The organism is Microbacterium sp. KSW4-4, from assembly GCF_023091185.1.
GTDB lineage: Bacteria > Actinomycetota > Actinomycetes > Actinomycetales > Microbacteriaceae > Microbacterium > Microbacterium paraoxydans.
On record NZ_JAHWXJ010000002.1, the window covers coordinates 68344 to 86781 of the forward strand.

At 67.4% G+C, this 18438-nt stretch carries 17 protein-coding genes; 11 read left to right on the forward strand and 6 right to left on the reverse strand.

All coding sequences use genetic code 11. The features are described 5' to 3' along the window. Window positions 1-1090: 1090 nt before the first annotated feature. The 6 genes from rsmG to rpmH are packed head-to-tail and all read right to left on the reverse strand — an operon-like array spanning window position 1091 to window position 4166. The gene (gene rsmG, locus KZC57_RS09970; RefSeq protein ID WP_060921331.1) at window positions 1091-1738 is read right to left on the reverse strand and encodes a 16S rRNA (guanine(527)-N(7))-methyltransferase RsmG; all 648 of its coding nucleotides are present in this window, start codon (window positions 1736-1738) and stop codon (window positions 1091-1093) included. Window positions 1739-1762: 24 nt separating this feature from the next. After that, window positions 1763-2254 (reverse strand): R3H domain-containing nucleic acid-binding protein, encoded by a 492-nt coding sequence (locus tag KZC57_RS09975; RefSeq protein WP_025102865.1) that lies wholly within the window; start codon window positions 2252-2254, stop codon window positions 1763-1765. Then, window positions 2251-3321 (reverse strand): membrane protein insertase YidC, encoded by a 1071-nt coding sequence (yidC, locus tag KZC57_RS09980; protein ID WP_060921330.1) that lies wholly within the window; start codon window positions 3319-3321, stop codon window positions 2251-2253. Before yidC ends, KZC57_RS09975 begins: the two co-directional genes overlap by 4 nt. Window positions 3322-3324: 3 nt before the next feature. Continuing rightward, window positions 3325-3675 (reverse strand): membrane protein insertion efficiency factor YidD, encoded by a 351-nt coding sequence (gene yidD / locus KZC57_RS09985; protein WP_060921329.1) that lies wholly within the window; start codon window positions 3673-3675, stop codon window positions 3325-3327. Further along, window positions 3672-4022 (reverse strand): ribonuclease P protein component, encoded by a 351-nt coding sequence (gene rnpA / locus KZC57_RS09990; protein ID WP_247641645.1) that lies wholly within the window; start codon window positions 4020-4022, stop codon window positions 3672-3674. Before rnpA ends, yidD begins: the two co-directional genes overlap by 4 nt. A gap of 6 nt (window positions 4023-4028) precedes the next feature. Then, window positions 4029-4166 (reverse strand): 50S ribosomal protein L34, encoded by a 138-nt coding sequence (gene rpmH, locus KZC57_RS09995; protein ID WP_022879826.1) that lies wholly within the window; start codon window positions 4164-4166, stop codon window positions 4029-4031. A 201-nt stretch (window positions 4167-4367) separates the two neighbouring features. Between rpmH and KZC57_RS10000 the strand changes: the two genes are divergently transcribed. From KZC57_RS10000 to KZC57_RS10050, 11 genes are all read left to right on the forward strand, one after another. Then, window positions 4368-5006: a hypothetical protein gene (locus tag KZC57_RS10000; RefSeq protein ID WP_158698584.1), complete on the forward strand. Its 639-nt coding sequence runs from the start codon at window positions 4368-4370 to the stop codon at window positions 5004-5006. Window positions 5007-5191: 185 nt separating this feature from the next. Further along, the gene (dnaA, locus tag KZC57_RS10005) at window positions 5192-6583 is read left to right on the forward strand and encodes a chromosomal replication initiator protein DnaA (RefSeq protein WP_247641646.1); all 1392 of its coding nucleotides are present in this window, start codon (window positions 5192-5194) and stop codon (window positions 6581-6583) included. Between the two features lie 487 nt (window positions 6584-7070). Then, a complete protein-coding gene (gene dnaN, locus KZC57_RS10010) occupies window positions 7071-8213 on the forward strand; it encodes a DNA polymerase III subunit beta (protein WP_025102872.1) in 1143 nt (380 codons plus the stop codon). A 52-nt stretch (window positions 8214-8265) separates the two neighbouring features. Continuing rightward, window positions 8266-9480 (forward strand): DNA replication/repair protein RecF, encoded by a 1215-nt coding sequence (gene recF / locus KZC57_RS10015; RefSeq protein WP_247641647.1) that lies wholly within the window; start codon window positions 8266-8268, stop codon window positions 9478-9480. Then, window positions 9473-9982 (forward strand): DUF721 domain-containing protein, encoded by a 510-nt coding sequence (locus tag KZC57_RS10020; protein ID WP_071329766.1) that lies wholly within the window; start codon window positions 9473-9475, stop codon window positions 9980-9982. The genes recF and KZC57_RS10020 overlap by 8 nt, the downstream gene beginning before the upstream one ends. A 118-nt stretch (window positions 9983-10100) precedes the next feature. Next, complete coding sequence (gene gyrB, locus KZC57_RS10025; protein WP_247641648.1) at window positions 10101-12182, forward strand: DNA topoisomerase (ATP-hydrolyzing) subunit B; 2082 nt, start codon at window positions 10101-10103, stop codon at window positions 12180-12182. A 72-nt stretch (window positions 12183-12254) separates the two neighbouring features. Continuing rightward, a complete protein-coding gene (gyrA, locus tag KZC57_RS10030; RefSeq protein WP_105948955.1) occupies window positions 12255-14810 on the forward strand; it encodes a DNA gyrase subunit A in 2556 nt (851 codons plus the stop codon). After that, window positions 14807-15211: a DUF3566 domain-containing protein gene (locus KZC57_RS10035; RefSeq protein ID WP_025102877.1), complete on the forward strand. Its 405-nt coding sequence runs from the start codon at window positions 14807-14809 to the stop codon at window positions 15209-15211. The genes gyrA and KZC57_RS10035 overlap by 4 nt, the downstream gene beginning before the upstream one ends. Window positions 15212-15372: 161 nt before the next feature. After that, on the forward strand, window positions 15373-16788 hold the full coding sequence (locus tag KZC57_RS10040) for a histidine kinase (protein WP_247641649.1): 1416 nt from the start codon (window positions 15373-15375) through the stop codon (window positions 16786-16788). Further along, on the forward strand, window positions 16776-17465 hold the full coding sequence (locus tag KZC57_RS10045) for a response regulator transcription factor (protein ID WP_247641650.1): 690 nt from the start codon (window positions 16776-16778) through the stop codon (window positions 17463-17465). The genes KZC57_RS10040 and KZC57_RS10045 overlap by 13 nt, the downstream gene beginning before the upstream one ends. Further along, entirely contained in the window at window positions 17462-18370 is a 909-nt protein-coding gene (locus KZC57_RS10050) for a DUF4097 family beta strand repeat-containing protein (RefSeq protein WP_247641651.1), read from the forward strand. Before KZC57_RS10045 ends, KZC57_RS10050 begins: the two co-directional genes overlap by 4 nt. The last annotated feature ends 68 nt before the right edge of the window (window positions 18371-18438 follow it).

Genomic DNA, 18438 nt, shown 5'->3' on the forward strand with positions numbered 1-18438 from the left:
CTTGGACCCCAGCTGCATTCAGCCGCCCTTTCACGTGAACGTCGGCGTCTCCTCCTCAGCGCACCGAAGGGGTCGGACGCCAGAAGCTGCGCCTACCCACAAGGCGTCGCCGTACGCCTACCGTGCCGCCCGGACATTTGGTCCGCCGCAGTCGCTACACTTCGTTGCCGTTGTTTCACGTGAAACGGACCAAAGCCGACAGGTGGCAGCCGAAACGGCCCACAGCCCTCTCGTCAGTGCATCCGGGCGGCCGAGCCCAGCCAGTCGTCCGCCCGACATCGCGAGTACGCGATGCGCGGGGCAGCGCTCGCGTTGCCACCCGACCTCGCATCGGGGCGCTGCCATCCGGATGGCGGGCCCACAGCACATGGAGCCAGGCGTTCGTGACGAGCGGTGTCGCCCCGGTTCGCGGATATCGCCTGGGCGCTGCCGGGCCGTACTCATGCAGGCACCGGAGCCTTGCCTTGGTGGCGCTCGGAAGACAGGGCATCACGGCAGTCACCGCGCGGACGTCGCCCTATCCCAACGGTCGACGGACACGGCCCACCCCTCAACCTCACGGGTGCCATCCCGCCCTGCCTCGGCAACACCTCCACCTCGCAATCGTCCCGTTGGCCCATCCGCGTTCACGGCACCCACTGACGAGCCCAGAGAAGGACGAATGTCGAAGCATCGGCGCACGGCAGTGTGACGATAGCCCACTCCCCCTGCGTCGCGTTCCTATCCCCAAGGCGATACAAGGGTGCAGACGGGAAGCTGTTTCACGTGAAACAGCTCGGAGTCCGAATCGGAGTAAGGCACCTTGCGCGACGCACCGACACAGGGCATCCCAGCCCAGCGCGTCGACCCGCGGTGTGAGTCCATCGATACGACGACAGGACGAACCATGGTGGGCGCCGGGAACGACGACAGCTCCGACTTCGATCCGGACGAACACACCCGCAGCCGCAGCTGAGCGGCCTCCGTGACGTGCTCGCACGACATCTCGCCGTAGAGACTGCCTTCCCGGCGACGTATCGACGGCGCCGGGAACATGGGTGCACGGTCGGACCCCGGGTCAGCCCCCCTTTCACGGGAAGCGGCGACCTCCTCAGCGCACGGAGGCGCGGACGACCCGCGTGGTCTCCGGGAGCAACCCCTCACCCAGCACTTCGACCCGAACATCCGCGAGCTTGAACTTCGCGATCTGCTTCCGTGCCGCTTCGATCTCGTTCGCGGCGTTCATCCCCTTCAACAGGGCCAACTCCCCACCATCGCGGACTAGGGGCGCTGTCAGAGGGATCAACGTCCGCAATGCGCTCACCGCACGAGCCGTGACGACATCGAAGGCGCCCTTCGCACGCACGTCCTCGGCACGCGCGCGGAGAATGGTGACGTTGGTGAGTCCCAGGTCATTCACTTGCTCAGTCAACCAATTGATCCGGCGCTCCATCGGCTCCACGAGGGTCCACGACACGTCGGGTCGCGCGATCGCGAGTACCAGACCAGGAAGTCCGGCTCCGGACCCGATGTCCGCGACGGAGCCGTGGAACAGGGGCGCGGCGATCGCGCTGTTCAGGATGTGACGGGTCCACAACCGGGGCAGTTCCAACGGTCCGATCAGGCCCCGCTCCTCCCCCTCACGCGCAAGGGATTCTGTGAACCGTCGAGCGAGCTGCAGGCGCTCCCCGAAGATCTGGGCAGCGACTGCCGGCTCCTGCTCGACGGTCTTCTCGCCGGGATCCTGCGTCTCGGACACGTGCCAGAGCTCGCCTTCCGTGTGTCAGTGCCGCCGCAGGACCGTGTGGCGGTCCGCGCCCTCGCCGTACGACTCGGAGACGAGCCCGCGCTCGGCGGCGATGTCGTGGACCAGCTTGCGCTCATAGCTCGACATCGCCGGCAGCGAGGCCTGCGACGAGCCCTCATCGAGCTTGGCAGCCGCCGCCTCGACCAGGGTCACGAGCTGACGGCGCCGCGCGTCGCGGGATCCACCGATGTCGAGGATGAGGCGCGAGAACGAGCCGGTCTTGTTCTGGACGGCGAGACGCGTGAGCTCCTGCAACGCCTGCACCGTATCGGGAGCGGAGAGCAGCGCGAGTCCGTCACCCTCGGCCTCGACCGAGACGTAGGCACGACCCTGACGGACGTCGAGGTTCAGATCACCGTCGATGTCTGCGATGTCGAGCAGCTCCTCGAGGTAGTCCGCCGCGACGTCCCCCTCGTTCTCGAGCTGCGCCACAGTGGGCTCTGTGCTCCCGGTCACGACCTCGCTCATGACGCGTTCCCCTTCTTCTTCGCACGCTTCTTGCCGACCGGCTGCTGTCGCTTCGGCGCCGCCGCCTTCGCTTTCTCGGCCTCCTCGAGCAGGCGCTGCTGCTCGGCCTCGTAGGCAGCCATCGGGACGACCTTGCCGGAGGAGTCGATCGCCTTGCCCTTGCGGGCGAGCCGCTCCTCGCGAGCCTTGGCGGCTTCAGAGCCGGGAGTCGGCATCTCACGGATGACGAGGAACTGCTGCCCCATGGTCCAGAGGTTCGAGATGAACCAGTACACGACCACGCCGAGCGGGAAGAAGACACCGGAGAAGATGAAACCCAGCGGCAGAACGTAGAGCATGATCTTCTGCATCTGGTACGCCTGGCCGGTCTTGGCCTCCGGCGAGAGGTTCTTCGAGATGATCTGCAGCTGCGTGAAGAACTGCGACGCGATCATCAGGACGACCAGGGTGATCAGAATGATGATCGCCGTGACGTTCTGGGCCTCGATCGCGTTGCCGAGGTTCTCGTGCAGGGACGCGACCCCGAAGAGCTTGGCGTCGTAGAACTCCTGCGTGAGTTCCGCGCTCAGCAGCCCGACACCGCCGACGCCCTGCGTCGCGTGCTTGCTGACGTCGCTCAGCACGCTGTAGAGCGAGAAGAAGATCGGCATCTGCACGAGCAGGGGCAGACAGCTCGACATCGGCGTCGTGCCGTGCTTCTTGTACAGCGCCATCGTCTCGCGGCTCATCGCCTCGCGCGAGAGCTGGTCCTTCTTGCCGCGATACTTCTCCTGGACTTTCCTCAGTTCAGGAGCAATTTCCATCATCTTCCGCTGGCTCTTGATCTGCTTCACGAACAGCGGGATGAGCGCTGCACGGACCACGATCACGAGGCCGACGATCGAGAGGACCCAGGTGATTCCGGAGGCCGCAGGGAGACCGACGGCCGTCAGCAGCCAGTGCCAGGCGACGAGGATGAGCTCGACGACCCACTTCAGCGGCCACAGGATCGTGCCGAGCAGGTCGAATCCGCCGGATGCCGGTTCCGGGCTGGGGGTGGCACTGGCGAACAGAAGGTCAAGACCCACCGATCAGTCCTTTCGGGAGGGGACGACGAAACCGTGTGCGGTCAGGTCGTAGCGGAAGTGTCGATGCGGTGTGACGTCGTCGACGCCTCCGCGAGACCAGGGATTGCAGCGGAGGATGCGCCACGCCGAGAGCAGAGCCCCCCGCACGGCGCCGTGCTGCTGCACCGCACCTACAGCGTAGGCGGAACAGGAGGGGTAGTACGCACACACGTCCCCGTACATCGGCGAGACCACCTTGCGGTACCCCGCGAGGAACGCGAGCACGGCGTTGCGCGGCAGGAGCGGGATGCTCCGAACCGCGTCTCGCCCGCGCATCTCCCCGGACCCCACCGAGGACGCCGGCAAGGCGGTCATGATGCGGCCTCGGCCGGCGTGAGCCGAGCCAGGCAGCGATGAACGTCGCTGCGGAGTTCGGCGTACGACGCGGTCGCGGACGCAGGAAGGGCACGGATGACGACATCCGTGCCCTGCGGAACACGCGGCAACGCCTCCGCACAGATGGCTTTGAGTCGCCGACGCACGGTGTTGCGCACCACTGCGGTGCCCACCTGCTTGCTGATGATGAAACCGAACCGCGCTGCCCTGCTCTCGCCCGTCGCCAGCATGGAGGTGAGGACGCGGGCCCCGCCACAACGTGATCCGCGTCGAACGACCAGTCGGTAGTCGCTCCCGCGGGTCAAACGGAACGGGCGGGCGAGCACAGCTGCTTACGCGGAGAGCTCGGTGCGGCCCTTCGCGCGGCGTGCCGAGAGGATGGCACGACCGGCGCGGGTGCGCATGCGGGCGCGGAAGCCGTGCTTCTTGGCGCGACGACGGTTGTTGGGCTGGAAGGTGCGCTTGCTCATGAGATCACTCCGGGAATGCTGCCACCGGATTCACTTCGACCGGAGACATAGGGAACTGCCATACAGGCATAAGTCAACCGATTAAGGGTACGTCTTGGCGGCGCGCAGGGCAAATCTACCGTACGGCCGTTCTCGGCCACTCCGCGCGCGAGGGCGCCATCCGGCCGTCGATATGCTATCCGGACCGCCGATGAGCGGAAAGTGCCGCGCCAGCGAGAGGCCGCGATGACCCACCAGCAGACCCCCTCCTCCGACTCCGGATCCGGGCCCGCCCGTGACGGCGGGGGAAGACGTGCACTCACCACCGCGGCGATCGCCACGGGCGCTGTCTCCCTGATACTCCTGGTCGCCCTGGCCGTTCCGTACTACGCACTCCAGAATCTCTGGCTGATCCCCGTGTTCGTCATGGGCGCGGCGGCCGCGATCGGCGGTATCGCCCTGAGCGTCCGTGCACGACGCGCACCATCGGCCGAGCGCCGGTCAGCCGGTCTCGGAGTGGCGGGGGCCGTCGCCGCCCTCATCCTCGCCCTCGTCCTGCTGGTCGTCTTCCTGCTCGGACTCTGGTCGCCGCCGCAGAACAAGGTGTTCCTCGAGGGAACAGGACCGCAGTCCGGGGTCACCGCGACGTTCAGCAGCGACGCCGAGACCAGGACGCTTCCCTGGCCGGGGCTGGGAAACGCGCAGTACACCACCTCGGAGTCGTCCACCTGGATCACGATCACGGCCCCGAGCGACAGCGACGATCAGACGGTGGGTTGCAGGATCTACTGGAACGATGAGCTGGTCGTCGAGAAGACCTCGGACTCGGGCACGGTCAGCTGCGAATACGACGCCGACTGACGGCGCGCGGCTCCCCTCCACACAGGAGCTATCCACAACCCCGAGCAACCGACCGAACCGCCACACGACCTGATTCTCTGCGGCAGGTTGCCGTTCCCGACGCCGATGACTAGCGTGGGCATCCGTAGTTATCCACAGGGCAGCCTCTCCCGCGCTCCCCTTCCCGATCCGTCGTCCGGAGCACCATGTCCTCACCAGCCCAGCCCGATGTCCCGATCTGGACCACGGTGCAGGAGCTGCTGGAATCCGATGATCGGGTCACCCCGCAGCTCCAGGGCTTCCTGAGCCTCGCGGTGCCGGCCGGCGTGATGTCGGCGACGCTGTATCTGGAGGTGCCGAACGACCTCACCGCGGCACAGATCAACAAGCGTCTGCGCCTGCCCATCATGGAGGCCCTCGCTCATGTCGGCGAGGAAGTGACGTCGTATCGGGTGGTCGTGAACCACGAGCTCGCCGATCAGCCCACCGCTCCCATCGCCGTGGCGGACTACGGTCGGCAGGACCCGGTGCGCGCCGAGTCACCGATGGAGCAGCCGACGGCGCTACGCCACGAGTCACGCCTCAACCCGAAGTACACCTTCGACAACTTCGTCATCGGCCAGTCCAACCGCTTCGCCCACGCGGCCGCGGTGGCCGTCGCCGAGGCGCCCGCCAAGGCCTACAACCCGCTCTTCATCTACGGCGACTCCGGACTGGGCAAGACCCACCTCCTGCACGCCATCGGCGACTACGCACAGTCGCTCTACGCCGGGGTCAAGGTGCGCTACGTCTCCAGCGAGGAGTTCACGAACGACTTCATCAACTCCATCGCCAACAACCGTGGCGCCGCCTTCCAAGCCCGGTACCGCGAGGTGGACATCCTCCTCATCGACGACATCCAGTTCCTCCAGGGGCGTGCGGAGACGCAGGAGGCGTTCTTCCACACGTTCAACACGCTGCACGACCACAACAAGCAGGTCGTGATCACCAGCGATGTCGCGCCGAAGCACCTCACGGGCTTCGAGGACCGCATGCGCAGCCGTTTCGAGTGGGGCCTCATCACCGACGTGCAGGCGCCCGATCTCGAGACCCGTATCGCCATCCTGCGGAAGAAGGCGCAGAGCGAGGCCCTCCACATCCCCGACGACGTGCTCGAGTACATCGCCACGGTGGTGTCCTCGAACATCCGCGAGCTGGAGGGAGCACTCATCCGGGTGTCGGCGTTCGCGAGCTTGAACCGCTCGGCCCTCGACATCTCCCTCGCCCAGACCGTGCTGCGGGACATCATCGACACGGCCGAGGACAACATCATCTCGCCCACCGACATCATCACGGCGACCGCGCAGTACTTCAAGCTCACCGTCGACGACCTCTACGGGTCCAGCCGTTCGCAGCAGATCGCCACCGCCCGACAGATCGCCATGTACCTCTGTCGTGAACGGACCAGCCTCTCCCTCCCGAAGATCGGCCAGCTCTTCGGCAACCGCGACCACACGACGGTCATGTATGCCTACAAGAAGATCAGCGAGCTCATGAAAGAGCGTCGCTCCATCTACAACCAGGTGACCGAGATCACCACGCAGCTCGGCCGCCGCTGACGACCTGCACTCACGAGAGGGACGCCGCATCCGATACCCGGACGGCGTCCCTCTCGGCGTTCCCCGACCATCCGCATGGCCGGATAGATGCGTCTATGCACATGTGGATAACTTGTGGATGACCGTGGAACGCGCCGTGCCGGATGTGGGCCAATCCAGCAAACCTGTGGATAACCCCGGGAAGAAGAAACGCTGACCGCCCCCTCTCCACCCGCGGATTCCTCAGGGTCTCCACAAGTGACAGGCTTGTAGTTCCCTACTCGCGTCTGCTTTCCACCGAGTTATCCACAGTATCCACAACTGTTAACACCGTTAAGGAGTTAAGTCATTCAGGGTGCGATCCGATCACCAGACGGTGGGGAGAACCGTCCGAGGCATGACAAGTCCTCCGGCGTAGGGAAGCGCAGGACTGTGGGGCTAGCATGGGATTCCCTGCACTGGCAGGACCCGACGACGACCCGTCATGTTCGACGACAAGGGAGCACCCGTGAGGTTTCAGGTCAACCGCGATGTCTTCAGCGAGGCTGTGTCCTTCGTCGTCAAGCTGCTCCCCCAGCGCAATCCGCAGCCGATCCTCGCCGGAGTCCTGATCGAGGCTGACGGTTCGGGGCTCACGCTCTCGGCCTTCGACTACGAGGCCTCCGCACGGACGACCATCGAGGCGACGGTCGAGACCCCGGGCACGATCCTCGTCCACGGCCGCCTGCTCTCGGACATCGCGAGCCGACTCCCGAACGCTCCCATCGAGATCGCCGTGGAGGATGACGGCGGGATCGCCGTCACCTGCGGCTCGGCGCGCTTCACGCTCGCCGCCATGCCGGTCGAGGAATACCCGTCGATCCCCGAGGTGTCGGGATCCTCCGGCGTCGTCCCCGCCGACGAGTTCGGCACCGCGATCGCGCAGGTCGGCTTCGCCGCATCCCGCGACGATGTGACTCCCGTGTTGACGGGTGTCCAGCTCGAGGTCACCGGCCACACGCTCAGCCTCGTCGCCACCGACCGCTACCGGGTCTCGCTCCGCGACGTGCCGTGGGACGGCGAGGCCGTCGAGGCGACCGCGCTGGTCCCCGCTCGCACGCTCGTCGAGGTCGGGAAGACCTTCGGTCACGCCGGCACGATCCAGATCGCGTTCTCGGGAGCCGGAGACCGCGAGATCATCGCGTTCACCGCAGGCAACAAGACCGTGACCTCGCTGCTCATCAAGGGCAACTTCCCCCCGGTGCGACGCCTCTTCCCGGAGCAGACCGACCACTACGCCGTCGTCAACACCGCCGATCTCATCGAAGCCGTCCGTCGTGTGTCCCTCGTGCTCGATCGTGCCGCTCCGCTCCGCTTCACGTTCTCGACCGACAGCGTCACGATGGATGCGTCCGGCAGCGAGCACGCCCGCGCGTCCGAGTCGGTCGACGCGATCCTCTCCGGCGGCGACGAGGTGACCCTGGGGCTCAACCCGCAGTACCTCATCGAGGCGCTCGGCGCGGTCAAGAGCGAGTTCGTGCGGGTGACGTTCACCTCCAGCGACAACGCCAACAAGCTCAGCCCGGTCCTCATCACCAGCCAGACCTCCGTCGACCAGGCCGGTCTGGACTCGTTCAAGTACCTGCTGCAGCCCAACCTGCTCCTGCGCTGAGCGCGAGCTCTCGCCCCGAGGGAGTGTCCGACCCGGGAGGTAGGCTGGCTCCGTGATTGTGGAGCACCTCAGCCTGGTCGATTTCCGCAATTACGCGACCGCGGAACTCGCGCTGCGCCGAGGGCCGAACGTGCTCGTCGGGCGGAACGGCCAGGGCAAGACGAACCTCGCCGAGGCCGTGGTCTTCCTCGCGACACTCGGGTCGCATCGGGTGTCGTCCGATGCCCCGATGGTGCGGGACGGCCAGGACTTCGCCGTCATCCGGGCTCGGCTCTCCCACGGCGAGCGGCGCGTGCTGGTCGAGGTGCAGCTCAATCGGCAGGGATCGAACAAGGCTCGCATCAACGGCTCCCCGTCGAAGACCAACGAGCTCCCCCGCTATGCGCACGTCGTGCTGTTCGCGCCGGAAGACCTCCAGATCGTCCGCGGAGACCCGTCGGCCCGTCGCCGGTTCGCCGACCAGCTCCTCATCCAGCGCACCCCGCGTCTCGCCGCGGTACTGGCCGATTACGATCGCGTGCTCAAGCAGCGCAATGCCCTTCTCAAGTCGGCGCGGGCGCGCGGCATCCGCGGTGAGGCCTTGAGCACGCTGGACGTCTGGGACGACAAGCTCGTGTCCCTCGGATCGGAGATCATCACCGCGCGGCAGCGGTTGGCCGCCGACCTGCAGCAGCCGGTGGCCGACGCCTACGCGGCGATCGCGGGCGCCGACCACCGGCCGCAGCTGGACTGGGCCCTGTCCGTCGCCGGCGGCGATCCGGAGGACGACGACGATCGGGACGACACAGAGGGCACCGCTCCCGGCGACGACGTGCGCGGGGACACCCGTCGCATCGCCGAGATGTTCCGCGCCTCCCTCGCCGCGAAGCGATCGAACGAGCTCGACCGCGGCCTCACCCTCACCGGACCGCACCGCGACGATCTGGTGCTGCGTGTCCGCGACCTCCCCGTGAAGGGCTACGCCTCGCATGGCGAGTCCTGGTCCGTCGCACTCGCTCTGCGTCTCGCCTCCGCAGAACTCCTGCGCAGCGAGTCTCCCGCCGGCGACCCGGTGCTCATCCTCGACGACGTCTTCGCCGAGCTCGACGCGGATCGGCGCCAGCGACTCGCCACCCTCACCGCAGGCTACGAGCAGGTGGTGGTCACCGCGGCGGTGGAGGAGGATATCCCCGACGTGCTCCATGCTCACGTGGTCCGTATCGCGGCGGGCACCATCAGCGACGAACGGAACCGATCGCAGGGAGAGGAGGGTGCGAGTAATGACTGATGTGCTCACCGACAGCGCGGCCGCGCCGGAGGCTCCCGAGACCGTCGCCACCTACCTGCGACTGCGGGGACTCCAGCCGAGCGCCAAGAACTGGAAGCGCAAGCGACGGATCACCGTCGACGACGACAACGCGCCGTTCACCCCCGGGCGCGATCCGGGCAGCCTCGGTGCCGTCCTCGACACCCTCAGCCGAGAGTCCGGGTGGGAGACGACGCTCGCCCGGGAAGACCTCGTCCGACAGTGGGCCGACCTCGCCGGGGCGGACACCGCGAAGCACTCGGAACCGGTGTCGCTCGAGCGCGGGCTGCTCACTGTGAAGTGCGATTCGACGGCCTGGGCGAAGAACCTGCAGTTCATGCGTGCGACCATACTCACGGAGATCGGGCGACGGTATCCGGAGGCGGGGGTGGAGAACCTCCGCTTCATCGGACCGGACGTCCCCTCGTGGAAATGGGGTCCCAGAGCCGTTCCAGGGCGGGGCCCGCGCGATACCTACGGGTAGGGCACCATGCAAGGGGTCCGAAACGCTCAGAGGGCCACACGCGGCCGTTGAGCGGCATTTCGACTCGAAACCCGGCTAGAATGGGAGTTCGAGATATCGATCTGGAGAATGCCCTCTGATGACGCCTGAATCCCCTGCTGACGAGACGGAACCGAACAACGACGCTTCGTCGGGCTCACAGGCCGGAGAATCGGCGGCACCCGCACCGAAGAAGCAGCAGCCCGGTGAGTACGGCGCCGACTCGATCCAGATCCTCGAAGGACTCGAGGCCGTGCGCAAGCGCCCCGGCATGTACATCGGCTCGACCGGACCCCGCGGACTGCACCACCTCGTCTACGAGATCGTCGACAACTCCGTCGATGAGGCGCTGGCCGGCTACGCCGACACGATCCTCGTCACCCTTCTTGCCGACGGCGGCGTGCGGGTGGTCGACAACGGCCGCGGTATCCCCGTCGATCCGCACTCCTCCGACCCGTCGAAGTCCACCGTCGAGGTGGTCCTGACGATCCTGCACGCCGGCGGCAAGTTCGGCGGTGGCGCTTACGCCGTCTCCGGCGGTCTGCACGGCGTCGGTTCCTCGGTCGTGAACGCGCTGTCGACCCGCTTCGACGTGGAGGTCAAGCAGAAGGGCTTCGTCTGGCGGCACAGCTTCGCCGAGGGCGGCGTCCCGCAGCAGAAGCTCGAGAAGGGCGAGGCCACCGAGGAGACCGGGACGAGCATCACGTTCTGGCCGGACGCAGAGATCTTCCAGGAGACGGTCGAGTTCGACTACGACACGCTCCGCACCCGGTTCCAGCAGATGGCGTTCCTCAACAAGGGACTGCGCATCGAGCTGTCCGACGAGCGGCCGGAGTCGGCGTACGAGACGGAGGAGGAGGGCCAGGCGGTCACGAAGCAGCCGAGCGACGTCTTCTTCTACGAGCGCGGTCTCGTCGACTACGTCGAATACCTGAACAAGGTGCGTCACGCCGAGGTCGTCAACGAGGAGATCATCGCCTTCGAGTCGGAGGACACGGCGCGCAAGATCTCGCTCGAGGTCGCGATGCAGTGGACCACGTCCTACACGGAGAACGTGTTCACCTACGCGAACACGATCAACACGCACGAGGGCGGCACGCACGAGGAGGGCTTCCGGGCGGCGCTCACCACGCTCGTCAACCGCTACGCCCGTGCGAACAACCTCCTCAAGGAGAAGGACGACAACCTCTCCGGCGACGACGTGCGTGAGGGGCTGACCGCCGTCATCTCGATCAAGCTCGGCGAGCCGCAGTTCGAGGGCCAGACCAAGACCAAGCTCGGCAACACCGAGGCGAAGGCCTTCGTGCAGAAGGTCGTCGGCGATCAGCTCGGCGACTGGTTCGACCGCAACCCGACCCAGGCGAAGAACGTCATCCGCAAGGCGATCGACGCGGCGACGGCACGCCTCGCCGCCCGCAAGGCGCGCGAGACGGCTCGACGCAAGAGCGTCTTCGAGTCGGCGGCGATGCCCGACAAGCTCAAGGACTGCACGAGCAAGGACCCGTCGATCAGCGAGATCTTCCTCGTGGAGGGCGACTCGGCCGGCGGTTCGGCGGTGCAGGGTCGCGACCCGCACACGCAGGCGATCCTCGCGCTGCGCGGCAAGATCCTCAACGTCGAGCGCGCGCGTCTCGACAAGGCGCTCGGCAACAAGGAAGTCCAGGCGATGATCCAGGCCTTCGGCACGGGTATCGGCGAGGAGTTCGACATCGAGAAGGCGCGGTATCACAAGATCGTGCTGATGGCCGATGCCGATGTCGACGGTCAGCACATCACCACCCTGCTGCTCACGCTGCTGTTCCGCTACATGCGCGGACTCATCGAGGCCGGCTTCGTGTACCTCGCGATGCCCCCGCTCTATCGCCTCAAGTGGTCGAACGCGGCGCACGAGTACGTGTTCAGCGACGCCGAGCGCGACGCGCTGCTGGCCTACGGACTGGAGAACGGCAAGCGCATCCCGAAGGACGCCGGCATCCAGCGCTACAAGGGTCTCGGCGAGATGAACGCCAAGGAGCTCTGGGAGACCACGATGGACCACACCACCCGGACGCTCCGCCAGGTGACCATCGAGGACGCCGCCGCCGCAGACGAGATCTTCAGCGTGCTGATGGGCGAGGACGTGGAATCGCGTCGGAGCTTCATCCAGCGCAACGCCAAAGACGTCCGGTTCCTCGACATCTGATCACCGCGGGGCCCCTGAGCGTGTGCCAGGGGATCCGACGCCTCGACAAGCTCAGCCAACCAGGAAAGACACATGACTGACGAAGAACGCCCCGACATCACCGAGGGCCACGAGCACGGCAAGATCGACCAGGTCGATCTGCAGTCGGAGATGCAGCGCAGCTATCTCGACTACGCCATGGCGGTCATCGTCGGCCGTGCTCTCCCCGATGTGCGCGACGGTCTCAAGCCCGTGCACCGGCGCGTGATCTACGGCATGTACGACGGCGGATTCCGTCCCGACAAGTCGTTCTCCAAGTGCGCCCGCGTCGTCGGCGAGGTCATGGGTCAGTACCACCCGCACGGCGACTCGGCGATCTACGACGCGCTCGTCCGTCTCGTGCAGCCGTGGTCGCTCCGATACCCGCTCGCTCTCGGCCAGGGCAACTTCGGCTCCCCCGGAAACATGGGCGCGGCGGCACCGCGATACACCGAGACGAAGATGGCCCCGCTCGCGCTCGAGATGGTGCGCGACATCGAAGAGGACACCGTCGACTTCGCCGACAACTACGACGGCCAGACCCAGGAGCCGACGGTTCTGCCGTCCCGGTTCCCGAACCTCCTCGTCAACGGCTCGGTCGGCATCGCGGTCGGCATGGCGACCAACATCCCGCCGCACAACCTTCGTGAGGTGTCCGATGCCGCTCTCTGGGCGCTGGACAACCCGGACCTCCCCCGGGAGCAGCTGCTGGACGGGCTGATCCAGCGCATCCCCGGACCGGACTTCCCCACCGGCGCGCAGATCCTCGGCACGAAGGGCATCCACGAGGCGTACCGCACCGGCCGCGGCTCGATCACGATGCGCGCGGTCGTCAACGTCGAGGAGATCCAGGGGCGGACCTGCCTGGTCATCACCGAGCTGCCGTACCAGGTGAACCCCGACAACGTGGCCGTCAAGATCGGCGACCTCGCGCGCGACGGCAAGATCACCGGCATCGCCGACATCCGCGACGAGTCCTCGGACCGCACGGGTCAGCGCCTCGTCGTCGTGCTCAAGCGCGATGCCGTGGCGAAGGTGGTGCTGAACAACCTCTACAAGCACACGCAGCTGCAGGAGAACTTCGGCGCGAACATGCTCGCGATCGTGGACGGCGTGCCCCGGACGCTCGCGATCGACGGCTTCATCTCGAACTGGATCGCCCACCAGATCGACGTCATCGTGCGACGGACGCAGTTCCGGCTGAACGAGGCCGAGAAGCGCATGCACATCCTGCGCGGCTACCTGAAGGCGCTCGACGCGCTCGATGAGGTGATCGCGCTCATCCGCCGGTCGCAGACGACCCAAGATGCGAACGAGGGTCTGCAGAAGCTCCTCGACATCGACGAGATCCAGGCCGATGCGATCCTGCAGATGCAGCTCCGTCGCCTCGCCGCACTGGAGCGTCAGAAGATCATCGACCAGGCGAACGAGCTCGAGGCGCTCATCGCGGACTACAAGGCGATCCTCGCCGATGAGGGCCGGCAGCGGACGATCATCCGCGAAGAGCTCACCGCGATCGTCGACCGGTTCGGGGACGAGCGGCGCACGCACATCCTGCACGGCTTCGACGGCGACGTCTCGATGGAAGACCTCATCGCGGAAGAGGAGATGGTCGTCACCGTCACGCGCGAGGGCTACATCAAGCGCACGCGCAGCGACAACTACCGTTCGCAGCACCGGGGTGGCAAGGGCGTCAAGGGCGCCCAGCTCCGCGCCGACGACATCGTCGAGCACTTCTTCGTCACGACGACCCATCACTGGTTGCTGTTCTTCACCGACAAGGGCCGGGTCTACCGCGCGAAGACGTACGAGGTGCCGGAGGCCGGGCGTGACGCGAAGGGCACGCACGTCGCGAACCTCCTCGCGCTGCAGCCGGACGAGAGCATCGCGCAGGTCCTCGACATCCGCGACTACGCGGTGGCCGACTACCTCGTCCTCGCCACGCGCGAAGGCCTGGTCAAGAAGACCCGCCTCGACAACTACGACACCAACCGCCAGGGCGGCGTGATCGCGATCCGGCTGAACGACGAGGACGAGCTGGTCAGCGCCCTCCTCGTCAACGCCGAGGACGACATCCTCCTCATCAGCCGCAAGGGCATGTCGGTGCGGTTCCAGGCGACCGACGAGGCCCTGCGCCCGATGGGTCGCGCCACCGCCGGCGTGAAGGGCATGAAGTTCCGCGAGGGCGACAGCCTGCTGTCCGCTTCGGTCGCCGCACTCGGGAAGTACGTGTTCGTCGTCACCGACGGCGGCTATGCCAAGCGCACCGCCGTCGAGGAATACCGGGTCCAGGGGCGCGGCGGATACGGCATCAAGGTCGCCAAGCTGAACGACGATCGGGGCACTCTCGCGGGCGGTCTGATCGTGTCCGAGGACGACGAGGTCTTGGTGGTTCTGTCCAGCGGCAAGGTGGTACGCTCTGCCGTGGCCGAGGTCCCCGCCAAGGGTCGCGACACCATGGGAGTGGTGTTCGCCCGCACGACGGAGGCCGACCGCATCCTCGCCATCGCCCGGAACGGTGAGCGTGGTCTCACCGAAGAAGAGACCGAGCCGGATGCCGATGCCGAGGCCCCCCAGACGACTGAGACACCCGAGGATACAGACGCATGAGCACAGTGGCCGACAAGCTGGCGAAGAAGTCGACACGGAAGACCGGCGGTAAGCAGGTCCGTCTGCGGCTCGTCTACGTCGACTTCTGGTCCGCCGTGAAGCTCTCGTTCCTGGGAGCGGTCGCGCTGGCCGTCGTCACGATGGTGTCGTTCTTCCTGATCTTCCTCGTGTTGCAGGCCACCGGCATCATGTCCACCGCCGACGAGTTCGTGCGCAGCTTCACCGACGGCGCCATCCCGCTGTCCGAGCTGGTGGGGCTGCCGCAGGTCATGGCGTTCGCCGCCGTCGTCGCGATCCTCAACCTCATCGTGTTCACGGTGCTCGGCGCCGTCGTCGCCGGAATCTACAACCTGGCCGTGAAGGTCACCGGCGGGTTGCTCGTCGGCTTCATGTCGAACTGAGCCTCCGAGACCCCGTCTTCCCGCCGAGACCCCGGCCTGCGCACCGATGCAGGCCGGGGTTTCGGCGATAGGACGGGGTTTCGGCAGAGTAGGGAAAACCCGAACGGGAGTGTCCGGCTGACTCGGTGGGCGCGGTCGCGCGGCGGCCCTACCGTGGAAGCATGACCACACAGACTGCGACCCCCGCGGCCGCTGCGACCGGGAGGCCGCCGCTGCGCATCCCCCTCACGATCCTGCATCTCGCCGGTGTCGGGGTGATCGGGGGCGCCATCTTCGGGATGCTCGGCGGGCTCCTCGGCACCGGGCTCGGCCTCCTCTTCGTCTTCGGCGTCGGCATCGTGGTGCTCGTAGGCCTCGTGTACGCGCTCTTCGGCGTCGGCTGGTTCGAGATCGCCCGCGTCGCCGGCCTGTACCGGGTGCCGAACGCCCCGCTGCGGCTCCAGCGCCGGGACCGGCCCGGCTTCGGCGGCTGGCTCCGCTCCCTCGGGCGGCAGGCCATCGACGGACGGATGTGGCGCGCGGTCGCGAACTTCGCCATCACCGCCGTCCTCGGGTTCGTGGTGCTCCGGCTGTTCTGGGCCTTCCTCTGGTCGATCTTCATCGCCTTCGCCCCGCTGACGTCGGTAGAGACGATCATCGGTCCCTTCGGTGGCGGGCAGATCCCGGTGTCCTGGGCGCCCCTGATCGGTATCCTCGGCGCGCTCGCCTCGGCGGCCGGCATCATCGGCCTCGCGCTCCTGGCTCGCACGCTGGCGCTGGCGATCGTCGCCCGGGCCCGGGAGGTCGAGCTCACCGAGCGTGTGCGGGCATCCACCGCCCAGCGGGAGGGAGCGGTCCGCGCGGCCGACCTGGAACGGACGCGGATCGAGCGCGACCTGCACGACGGCGTCCAGCCGCGGCTCGTCTCGGTCGGGATGACGCTGGGCCTCGCCCAGCAGAAGATCGACACCGACCCCGACGCCGCGAAGGAGCTCATCTCCGAGGCGCACACGTCGACGAAAGCGGCGATCACCGAGCTCCGGCAGCTCGCACGAGGCATCCACGCGTCGGTGCTCGACGACCGCGGCCTGGACGCCGCACTGTCGGCGCTCGCCAGCCGCTCCCCCATCCCCGTGCAGTTGGACGTGCGGATGGACCCTTCGACAAGCTCAGGGACCCAGGGTCGCGGCTCAGGGACCCAGGGTGGCGGCTCAGGGACCCAGGGTGGCGGCTCAGGGACCCAGGGTGGCGGCTCAGGGACCCAGGGTCGCGGCTCAGGGACCCAGGGGTACGGCTCAGGGACCCCGCGGCCGGGGCGCGATGCGGAGGCGGCGGTGTACTTCTCCATCGCCGAGTCGCTGACCAACGCGGCGAAGCACTCCCGAGCGAGCGAAGCGCGCGTCACGGTCCGGCTCCGTGAGGGGAACACCCTCTGGGCGCGGGTCGAGGACAACGGCATGGGCGGCGCCCAGGTGATCCCGGGCGGAGGCCTCGACGGCATCGCGAACCGGATCCTCGCCGCCGGCGGGACCTTTCGACTCGACAGCCCCCAGGGCGGTCCGACCAGCCTGGAGGTGAACGTGCCATGCGCATCCTGATCTGCGAGGATTCCGTCCTCCTGCGCGAGGGCCTGGTGCGCCTCCTCGAAGACGCAGGCCACGAGGTGGTCGCCGCGCTCACCGACACGACCGGTCTTCGCGAGGCCGTGCTCTCGACCACGCCCGACCTCTGCATCCTCGATGTGCGGCTCCCGCCCACGTTCACGGACGAGGGCATCCGCGCGGCGCTGGACCTGCGTGCCGTGCACCCGGCGCTCGCCATCCTCGTGCTGTCGCAGTATGTGGAGGAGCGCTACGCGTCCGACCTCATCGCCGCGCAGGGCGGTCCGCTCGGCTACCTCCTGAAGGACCGGGTGGCGGATGTCGCCGAGTTCATCGATTCGGTGCAGCGGATCGCCGACGGGGCCACGGTGCTCGACCCGGAGGTGGTGGCTCAGCTCCTCACCCGGCGGAACCGCGACGACCGCATGATGCGGCTCACCGAGCGGGAGCGCACCGTGCTGGCCCTGCTCGCCGAGGGCAAGTCGAACCAGGCGATCGCCGGCCTCCTCTTCCTCTCGGCGGCGAGCGTCGAGAAGCACATCACCTCCATCTTCCAGAAGCTGGGCTTCGAACAGGACGAGTCGGGCAACCGCCGCGTGCTCGCCGCCCTCGCCCACCTCGAGAACACGGGCGGCACGACGCCGCCGAACGGCCAGACAGGAGTCACACGATGACCACCGAGAACACCGGAGCACAGGGGAGACACACCCCGATCACTCCTCCCCCGCCGCCGTCCGCGGCCTCACCCACGCCGGCGCCCGGCGCGCCCGGACCCCGGCGCTCCTCCGGAGCGACCGCCGTCATGATCGTCACCGCCGTGGTCGGTGGGATCGCCCTGCTCGGAGCCGGAGGCACGGCGGCCGTCGCGGCTACCGGCACCCTCCTCTCCTCCAGCCGGCCGGATTCGGTGCAGACGGTGGACGTCGACGGCGTCACCGCGATCGATCTCGACGCCGACGCGAGTATGGTCCGCATCGACTTCGGCGATGTGGACGCGGCGGAGCTCTCCGTGACCAACGGCCGCGGTTCGTGGACGTTCGAGCGCGAGGCGGACGAGCTCGTCGTCCGGAGTCCTCGGCCGGCCTTCGGCTGGTGGTTCGGCAACTGGTTCGGCGACGACGAGCGTGCCGTCCTCACCCTTCCGGAGGAGCTCAGCGGCTCCGACCTCGACGCGAGTCTCACGCTCGATGCCGGCGCTCTCGACGTCTCCGGTGAGTTCGGCACGCTGGAGGTCCAGATCAACGCCGGATCCCTCGACGTCTCCGGTGCGGCCTCGGCCTTCGATGTGCAGATGAATGCGGGACGCGCGGACGTCCTCCTGGACGGCGTCGACCAGGCGGATCTCGGCATCGCTGCAGGCGATCTGACGGTGGAGCTGACCGGCGATGCGCCGACGACGACCACGATCGACGTGAGCGCCGGATCGCTGAATCTGACCCTTCCCGACGTGGAGTATCGGATCAGTCAGGACGTCAACGCGGGCTCGTTCGATGCCCGGGTCGACGAGTCCCCGAGCGCTCGCCGCACGATCGACGTGTCCGTGTCGGCCGGCAGCGTGGACGTCAGTCCGGGACGGTGACCCGGCCGAGGGCGAGGATCCCGGAGGGGGTCCTCGCCCTCGATTCGGATTTTCGCCGAAACTCCGGT